This is a genomic window from Marinimicrobium sp. UBA4509 (assembly GCF_002388575.1).
Classification (GTDB): domain Bacteria; phylum Pseudomonadota; class Gammaproteobacteria; order Pseudomonadales; family Cellvibrionaceae; genus Marinimicrobium; species Marinimicrobium koreense.
Genome location: NZ_DGMV01000038.1, coordinates 11,815 through 20,199, shown reverse-complemented (window position 1 = coordinate 20,199; position 8,385 = coordinate 11,815). Strand labels below are relative to the sequence as shown.

The following is an 8,385-nucleotide window of genomic DNA, read 5'->3' as shown; positions in this document are numbered from 1 at the left end:
ATAAGGCCGAAGGCCGCATCCGCCGTTACCAAAAGTCAGGGCTTGCCATTCCAATCCACAAAATTGCGCAACAACTGCAACCCGGCCGTATGGCTTTTCTCCGGGTGGAATTGCACGGCAAACAGGTTGTCCTGGGTCAGCGCCGCCGCGAAGGTGGTGCCATAGTCGCAGGTGCCGGCCACCTGCTCGGGGTTGCCGGCCTCCACATAGAAGCTGTGCACGAAGTAAAAGCGCGCGTCCTGCTCGATGCCCGCCCAGAGCGGGTGGTGAGTGTGGTGGACCTGGTTCCAGCCCATGTGGGGCACCTTCAGGCGTTGGCCGTCGGCGTCTTTCAGGTCGGCGCCAAAGTAGCGCACCTTCCCCGGCAGCAGACCGATGCAGTCTACGCCACCGTTCTCTTCGCTGCGGTCCATCAGCGCCTGCATGCCGACGCAGACGCCCAGCACGGGCTTGCCGCTGGCGACCTGCTCGCGCAGCAGTTCATCAAATTTCAGGCGCTTGATTTCCGCCATGCAATCGCGAATGGCGCCTACCCCGGGGAACAACACCCGGTCGGCGGCGCTCACCTGGGCCGGATCACTGGTGACCAGTACCTCGGCTTCAGGTGCGACGTGCTCCAGTGCACTGGCCACCGAGTGGAGATTGCCCATGCCGTAATCGATGACCGCTATCTGTTGGCTACTCATAACTTACAGGCTGCCCTTGGTGGAGGGCATCACGCCCGCCATGCGGGGGTCTTCCTCCAGCGCCATCCGCAGTGCCCGGCCAAAAGCCTTGAACACCGTCTCGATCTGGTGGTGGGCATTGTGACCGCGCAGGTTATCGATGTGCAGGGTCACCTGGGCGTGGTTGACGAAACCGTGGAAAAATTCGGAAAACAGTTCAGTATCGAACTTGCCGATGCGCTTCTGAGTGAACGGAATGTCCATCATCAGACCGGGACGACCGGAAAAGTCGATCACCACCCGCGACAGCGCTTCGTCCAGGGGAACATAGGCGTGGCCATAGCGGCGGATGCCTTTTTTGTCCCCCACGGCCTTGGCCACCGCCTGCCCCAAGGTGATACCAATGTCTTCCACCGTGTGGTGGTCATCGATATGGGTGTCGCCATCGCAGGTGATGTCCAGATCGATCATGCCGTGGCGGGCGATCTGGTCCATCATGTGCTCCAGGAATGGCACTCCAGTGTCGAACACGCCCTTCCCTTCACCGTCCAGATCCAGGCTGACGCTGATTTTGGTTTCCAGGGTATTGCGATTGACTTGGGCGCGACGGTTGGCCATAGGATCTCCAGAGACCGGGAAGCAAAAGCGGAATTATACCGCCAGTGCCCCACTGCTGTCATGGTGAAAGCCCCCGACAGGGGCAATGAAAGCATCTGGTTCAGGGAGCAAGTTTGCTAAACTGCCGGTTTTTGATCTGGAGTTCGCCATGCGTGTCCCCCGGGTGTTTACCGACCAGCCCCTGCAGGCCGGATCCACCGTGACTCTTGAAGAGGCGCCCTCCCGCCACCTGGCCAAAGTACTGCGCATGACGCCGGGGCGGGAACTGATTCTGTTTAACGGTCAGGGCGGTGAGTTTACCGCCACTCTGACCGAGTTGGGTAAAAAAACCGTCGAGGCCACACTGGACGCCTTTACCGCCGAGGATCGGGAGTCGCCCCTGGATCTGGAGCTGGCCATTGGCCTGTCTCGGGGGGACCGGATGGACTGGGTGATCCAGAAAGCCACCGAGCTGGGCGCCACCCGAATCACGCCGCTGTTTACCGAACGCACGGAAGTGAAACTCAAGGGCGATCGACTCGAGAAGAAGTGGGAACACTGGCGTCAGGTGATCATCAGCGCCTGCGAGCAGTGCCAGCGAAACCGTTTGCCCACCCTGGCGCAACCTCAGGCGCTGGCGGACTGGCTGGCCGCCGAGCGGACCGCCGGCACTCGCCGATTTGTCCTTCATCACCGCGACAGCAAAGGGCTCCCGGCCCAAGAAGCGCTCACTCACGTGAGTCTCCTGGTGGGACCGGAAGGGGGGCTATCGGAAGAGGAGATCGAGCAGGCTCGGGCATTCGGTTGTGAACCCCTGACGCTCGGCCCCAGAGTAATGCGCACCGAAACCGCCCCGGTAGCGGCCATCAGCCTGGCGCAGTACCTCTGGGGAGATTGGCGCTGAGGCCACCACCAGCGCGGTTTTACAGACTGCTAGAGGAAGAGGACGACGAGCTGGAAGAGGCCGAATCGGAACTGAGGCCGTCCACTTCCTCGACCACAATCAGGTCCGCACGGGACTCGACATAGTGGAACTCCCAGGTACGGAAGGGAATCTCGTCATCGCAAATGGCGTCTTCGTCCGCCTCGCTGAGGCGGTAGTTGAACACCACTTCAACGACGTTTTCATCCTCGGTAATGCTGAACGCGCGAACCCGGTTCAGGTTCAGTTGTTGCGCACACTCGCTGTCGTCGAACCAACCGCTGTCATACAGAATCACCTGCCCGGCCTCAAAATCCGGGGCCACCACGAAATCATCGATATCCCGGTAGGCGTCGATCAGAAATTCGTAGTCTTCCAGGTCGCGAATGATCTCGATGCGCCGACTGTCGACATCCGTCGCGGGAAACCCGGTGTTGTTCCGGTCGGTAGTGCTGTTTTCGTACACAAAGCTGACCGCGACCGGGTCGCGAATTTCTTCAGGCTCGGAGGGGTTGAAAGCTTCTTCGCGCTCACCGCCGCAGCCGATGAGGATTGTGGCCAGCATCGTGGTGATGCCGGCCGTCAGGGTATGGGTTTTCATCCGTCAGTTTCTCCGCGAGGCGGCTCCTTATCGATACCGTCTGATGGGTACAGTCTGGTTGTTGGTCGACCCGAGTCTTCAGACGCGGGTTTTCAGATAGTCCAGGACGCGCTGCTCGAGACCGGGCACATCGGGAATGACCGCGTCTTCCCCCGCCCAGCTGACCTGCATCAGCTCGTAGGGGTTGGTGGGCGAGGCATCGCGCACCTGCAGCTCTTCCGGGGTCACACGGGCCAAGCGCGGCAAGCCCTGAGCAATAAGAGCCACAAAGTGAATATGTTCACTCACCCCGGTGGTATTGAACACGGCTACCCGGGCATAGTTCCCCGGGGTGGGACGAGGCTGGCCATTGAGGCACTCGAAGGAGGCCAGGGGGATGGTCAGATCCCGCCAATGATAGTCGCCCAGATACCAGTCTGGAGCGCCCGGTACATGATCTATCTGACCGACCGGGACAATCTCCGCTACCGAGACGTTGGGTACCAGCAGGGTCTGACCCTGCAGGGGAATCAACAGACTGGCCACTTCCCGGACTTCCGGCGTTTCAGTGAGCTGCGGGGCTTTCATAGGGTCGGACTTCCTCAATCAGTGTTTGCGCTGAAGCGCGGCAGTGGGCACTCAGGCGGTTCGCCAATTCCCCGGGGGTGCCGGTCAACTCGACCGCACCGGTCGCCAGGGCGGCATCGGGCATGGAGGCGCTGGTACAGCTCTGGGGCGTCTGGGCCCAGACCTTGCCCCCGCGCTGACGCACCAGCCGGCAGGCCGCCGCGCCATCATTTCCCATCCCGGTAAAAACAATCAACCCCAGTTGTTCGCCGTAGACCCGGGCGGCGTTCGCCACCAGTTGGTCCACCGAAGGGGCATAGGGGCCACCCCAGGGCTCATCGGCAATGGCCACAGTGCCATTGTCCAACAGGTCCACCCGCTCACAGGCCGTCACGATCAATAGCTGGTTGGCCTGTATCACCGCGCCATCGCTGGCCAGGGCCGCCGGGTACGGACTCTGGCTCATCATGCGCACCAGGGTGCCGGTGTAACTGGTATCAATGTGCTGCACGTAGATGAAAGCGACGCCCAGCCCCGGGGGCAGTGACGACAGAAAATCCTTCACCGCCGCCGGGCCACCGGTTGAGGCGGCCAGGACCCACAGCGCCTTGGCCCGGGGCACCCGCTGCAGGTTGATATCCCCCGCCAACTGCCGCAACTTCGCCAGGGTACGCTTGAGCCAGGCGTTGTGTTCCTCACTACCGGGCCGGTATTCACTGCTGTCGCTGATGATCAGCGGTGCATCGCTGTGCTCAAGGAGCGCCTGTACCGGCTCGGGTGGCTCGGCGTCCGGATCGAGTGCCACATCCACCACCCAGGCATCGGCGCTGTCCGGGGTCGGGCCGTCCATTTGGCACTGATCAAGCATGAGCGAGGCCACCAGCTCGTGGCCCGCCTCGCGCGCGCTCAGGGCCAGGTACTGACGCTTGAGCGGGCTATCGACCAGCAAACCAATTCGCAAGCCCGTCACGGTCAATGCGCCTGCGCTTTTTCCAGAAGCTCGCGGATGTTATTGAGCAGCAGCTCCTCCTGGTAGGGCTTGCCCATGTATTTGTCCACACCGATATTGAAGGCCCGCTCCCGGTGTTTTTCCCCGGTACGGGAGGTAATCATGATGATCGGGATGTCCTTCAGCCGCGAGCTACTGCGCATATTGCTGGCCACTTCGAAGCCGTCCATGCGCGGCATTTCGATATCCAGTAGCATGACATCTGGGATATGGTCCTGGAGCGTAAGCAGTGCTTCGGCACCATCTTTGGCGGTAATGACCCGGAAGCCCTCGCGCTCCAGGAAGCGACCGGTGACTTTGCGCACGGTCACGGAATCATCCACCACCATGACCACTTTTTCCTGTTCATCATCGCGTCCGTAGGGCGTCTCGGCCGGCTCCAGCAGGGTGGCATTGGGCATGCCCAGCGCCAGCTTTTCACGCATGAGGGCGTGGGGATCGAGAATCACCACCACGCTACCGTCACCCATGACCGTGGCGCCGGACACCCCGCTGACCGAACTGAACTGCATGCCCAGGGTTTTCACCACAATTTCACTGCTGCCCAGCAGGCGATCAACCTGCAGTGCCACGGTATGTTCGGCGCTGCGTACCAGCACCACCGGCAGTGGCAGAGACTGACCATCGAGCTTCGGACGGGCATCGCTGTCGAGCATCGTGCCCAGATAACGGACCTGATACTCCTCACCCGCGTATTCGAAGCGCGCACTCTCATCGGAGTAATAGTGTTCCAGCTCAAAGGGGCTGACGCGCACAATACCTTCGATAGTGTTGAGCGGAACCGCGTAGTAGTCGTCGCCAATCTGAATCATGAGGGCGCGGTTCACCGACACGGTGAACGGCAGGCGGACGATAAACTCCGACCCGTGACCGGATTCAGAGTTGATGAACATGGAGCCACCGAGCTGTTTGATCTCGGAGTGGACCACATCCATACCGACCCCACGGCCGGATATCTGGGTTACCTTGTCGGCAGTACTGAAACCGGCATGGAGAATGAACTGCATGATATCCCGGTCACTGAGCTGGGCACCCTCGGTCATCAGGCCGCGCTCGACGGCTTTGGCGCGTACCCGCTCGAGGTTAATGCCCCGGCCATCGTCGGCCAGGCGCAACACCACATCGCCGCCCTCGCGGGCCAGACTGAGCATGATCCGCCCCGCCGCAGGCTTGCCCGCCGCGGTGCGTTCGTCGGCGGTTTCGATACCGTGGTCCACGGCGTTGCGCAACATGTGCTCAAGAGGCGCCACCATCCGCTCCAGTACCGAGCGGTCCAGTTCACCCTCGACATTATCCAGCTCGAATTCCACATCCTTGCCCAGTTCGGTAGCCGCCTGACGGACAATCCGGCGCAGGCGCGGCACCAGCCGGGAGAAAGGCACCATGCGCGAGCGCATCAGCCCTTCCTGCAGATCGGTATTGATCCGTGACTGCTGGAGCAACAGGGTTTCGGTATCGCGATTCTTGTCCGATAGGGTGTTTTTCAGGTCGAGCAGATCCGAGGCGGACTCCATCAGCGAACGCGACAACTGCTGTAACTGGGAGTAGCGGTCCATTTCCAGCGGGTCGAATTCCTCGTGCGCTTCCATCTGTTCCTGACGGAAAATCACCTGGGCTTCGGTTTCGATATCGAGGCGGCGCAACTGCTCCTGCAGACGCACAATGGTCGAGTCCATTTCATCGATGGCCAGTCCCAGATCACCCACCTGCTCCTCGATGCGACCCCGGGTAATGGAGGTTTCACCGGCCAGGTTAACCAGCTCTTCCAACAACTCGGCGGACACCCGGACCACTTCCTGAGGACCACTGCGACGGGCCGCCAGATGCTGAACCTGGGCGCCGCCATTGCCGCCCCCGGACGCACTGATGGCGCCACCGCTGGGCGGTACCGGAGCCGATGTGGCGGTATTGCCGGGTTTGGGCTTGGGTGTGAACGGCACCACATTGCCCGTTTCTGGGTCCCGGGTGACCGGAACCGGGCCACCGGACTGAGGCGCGGTGGCGCTGGGCGGAGGCGGCTCGACCGCCTCGTCGGGGGCATCACCGGCCATCTGCGAGCGCACCCAGGCGACCCCGGCGTGAATCTTATCCTGGAAGTCCGTCAGACGCTGGAAGAAGGCCCGGTCAATGGTGTCGCGCTCGCGCATACCGATGAGCAGGGTCTCGAAATCGTGGGCCAGATCGCCCACGTCGGTAATACCGGACAGTCGAGCACCGCCCTTCAGGGTATGCAGAGAGCGTTTGAGTTCTTCGGGCAGATCCGGATTGCTCCAGTCTTCCTGCCACTCGGTCAGTGCGCGGTCGATATCTTCCATGAGGTCATCAGCTTCTTCCAGGAAGATTTCCAGGATTTCCTCGTCCACCTCATCGTCGTCGGCATCAGCCGCCTGATCCTGCGTCGACTCCACCGCCGGCGCAGCGGGCTCTGAGGGTTCTTCTTCGACCGCTGGAGACTCTTCTGCAGCGGCTGAAGAGTCTTCCGCAAATGCTGAGGCATTTTCGCTATCCGCTGAGGGCATTTCAGCAACCGCTGAGGGCTCTTCTGCAATCGCGGAGACTTCTTCGCCAGCGGTTGAAGGCTCTTCATCAACGCTGGTTGCCTCTGGCTGGGCATCGGTGGCGTCGTCGGGCGGCAGGTTTTCCAGCAGGCGATCCAGAGGGGCCTGAACGGCGTCGGGGGCCGGTTCAAGGTTCTGTCCAACCGCAACGGCATCCACCAGATCCAGCAGTGCCATATGCGCGTCAATCAGCTGCTGACACAGGGCATCGTCGCAGGGAATATACCCCTGCTGAATGCCGGCGTAGATCCGGTGCAGCTTGTCGCCCAACTCCGCCATGGGCGGCAGGTTGGCGTGAAGCGCGCCATTGGTCAGGGTGGCCAGTTCGGTCTGCAGCGGCTCAAGCTGTGCGAGATCTTCGGGGTGCTGGCGCCAGTTCTCGATGGTTTGATCCGCATCGAGCAGCAGATTCATTTCTTCGGCCATGAAGATCGCCAGCAGCTCGGGATCAATCGCTTTCTGACCTTCCGCCTGGGCTTCCTGCTGCCGCACGAGCGGCGCTACAAAAATCTCTCGAAGCTCTGCGACCCGCGCCTGGAACTGCCCCAGACGGGGAATTTCCACCGGTTGGCCCTGCTCGATATCGGCCAGGGCGTGGGTCGTGTAGTCCACCGCGTCACGCAGCAGTTGCAGAATATCCTCGTTGATATTCACTTGGTAGGTGCGCAGCTCTTTGACAAACCGCTCCAGCGGCGTGGCCAACTCCGCAATCGGAGTAATGTTGGCCATATGGGCGCTACCCTTGAGGGTATGCAGCGCTCGCTGAGTGGCATCGCTCGGCGGGGTAAACAGCGGCGAAACGTCTTCCATTTCCTGGATGTAGTGATCCACGACCTGCAGGTGGGTCAGCGCTTCCACGCCAAAAATTTCCCACAGCTGGGTGTCGCGGTCGTCATCGTCGTCCTGCTCCGCCCCTTGGGGCCGTTCAATCGACTCAGCACTGGCGGGCTGATCCAGCAGTTCCGCGTAGGGGTCTACGCTCTCCTTCGCCGGTGTCGTCGGCTCGCCGATAGAAACACTGGGCTCCTCACCTTTTGACAGGGCGGCCGCGTACTGCTCGCACGCCTGCGTAAGGCTCGGGTGGGGGTTCGGCTGACCGGTGCGGAATGCCTCGATCATGTCCGGCAGCAGGCTGCGGACTTTCTCGATAACGGCGACGTGATGATCACCGGGTTGGATGGTGCCGTCCAGCACGCGGTTGAGCATGTTCTCGATCGCCCAGGCGAGCTCGCCAATATCGGTCGCCCCAACCATACGGCCACTGCCCTTCAGGGTATGGAAAGCGCGCCGGAATTCGGTCAGAGATTCCTGGTCGGCAAAATTCTGGGCCCAACGGGGGAAGTGTTCGGCAATCGCTTCACTGACCTCGCCGGCCTCCTCGATGAAGATTTCCAGGATTTCTTCATCAACTTCGTGTTCGTCATCGTCGTCCGAGGCCGAGGCATCGACACTATTGGCTTCGGGCTCCGGCTCGCTGGCATCGGCGG

General features: G+C 61.4%; 7 protein-coding genes. 1 reads left to right on the top strand and 6 read right to left on the bottom strand.

The window, feature by feature from the left end; translation table 11 throughout:
* Window positions 1-35: 35 nt before the first annotated feature.
* A complete protein-coding gene (gene hisH / locus B3520_RS05830) occupies window positions 36-686 on the bottom strand; it encodes an imidazole glycerol phosphate synthase subunit HisH (RefSeq protein ID WP_286807563.1) in 651 nt (216 codons plus the stop codon).
* Between the two features lie 3 nt (window positions 687-689).
* Window positions 690-1,283, bottom strand: a complete 594-nt coding sequence (hisB, locus tag B3520_RS05825) for an imidazoleglycerol-phosphate dehydratase HisB (RefSeq protein WP_024461417.1) — start codon at window positions 1,281-1,283, stop codon at window positions 690-692.
* A 148-nt stretch (window positions 1,284-1,431) separates the two neighbouring features.
* Here hisB and B3520_RS05820 point away from each other — a divergent pair, with 148 nt between their 5' ends.
* Window positions 1,432-2,166, top strand: coding sequence for a 16S rRNA (uracil(1498)-N(3))-methyltransferase (locus B3520_RS05820; RefSeq protein ID WP_286807564.1), 735 nt, complete (start codon window positions 1,432-1,434; stop codon window positions 2,164-2,166).
* Between the two features lie 19 nt (window positions 2,167-2,185).
* Here B3520_RS05820 and B3520_RS05815 read toward each other — a convergent pair whose 3' ends face one another.
* The 4 genes from B3520_RS05815 to B3520_RS05800 all read right to left on the bottom strand — a co-directional run.
* A complete protein-coding gene (locus B3520_RS05815; protein WP_286807565.1) occupies window positions 2,186-2,785 on the bottom strand; it encodes a hypothetical protein in 600 nt (199 codons plus the stop codon).
* 78 nt (window positions 2,786-2,863) lie between these two features.
* Window positions 2,864-3,352 carry a chemotaxis protein CheW gene (locus tag B3520_RS05810; protein ID WP_024461420.1) on the bottom strand — a complete coding sequence of 163 codons (489 nt, stop codon included), beginning with the start codon at window positions 3,350-3,352 and terminating at the stop codon, window positions 2,864-2,866.
* Window positions 3,330-4,301 carry a chemotaxis protein CheB gene (locus B3520_RS05805; protein WP_286807567.1) on the bottom strand — a complete coding sequence of 324 codons (972 nt, stop codon included), beginning with the start codon at window positions 4,299-4,301 and terminating at the stop codon, window positions 3,330-3,332. The genes B3520_RS05810 and B3520_RS05805 overlap by 23 nt, the downstream gene beginning before the upstream one ends.
* A 2-nt stretch (window positions 4,302-4,303) precedes the next feature.
* Window positions 4,304-8,385, bottom strand: a 4,082-nt coding sequence (locus B3520_RS05800; RefSeq protein ID WP_286875621.1) for an Hpt domain-containing protein, incomplete at its 5' end; no start/stop codon positions are given.

Bases quoted from the DNA above. Each gene is read 5' to 3' on its own strand.
- B3520_RS05820 (WP_286807564.1), top strand. From the start codon at position 1,432: ATGCGTGTCCCCCGGGTGTTTACCGACCAGCCCCTGCAGGCCGGATCC.
- B3520_RS05815 (WP_286807565.1), bottom strand. From the start codon at position 2,785: ATGAAAACCCATACCCTGACGGCCGGCATCACCACGATGCTGGCCACA.
- B3520_RS05810 (WP_024461420.1), bottom strand. From the start codon at position 3,352: ATGAAAGCCCCGCAGCTCACTGAAACGCCGGAAGTCCGGGAAGTGGCC.
- hisB (WP_024461417.1), bottom strand. From the start codon at position 1,283: ATGGCCAACCGTCGCGCCCAAGTCAATCGCAATACCCTGGAAACCAAA.
- hisH (WP_286807563.1), bottom strand. From the start codon at position 686: ATGAGTAGCCAACAGATAGCGGTCATCGATTACGGCATGGGCAATCTC.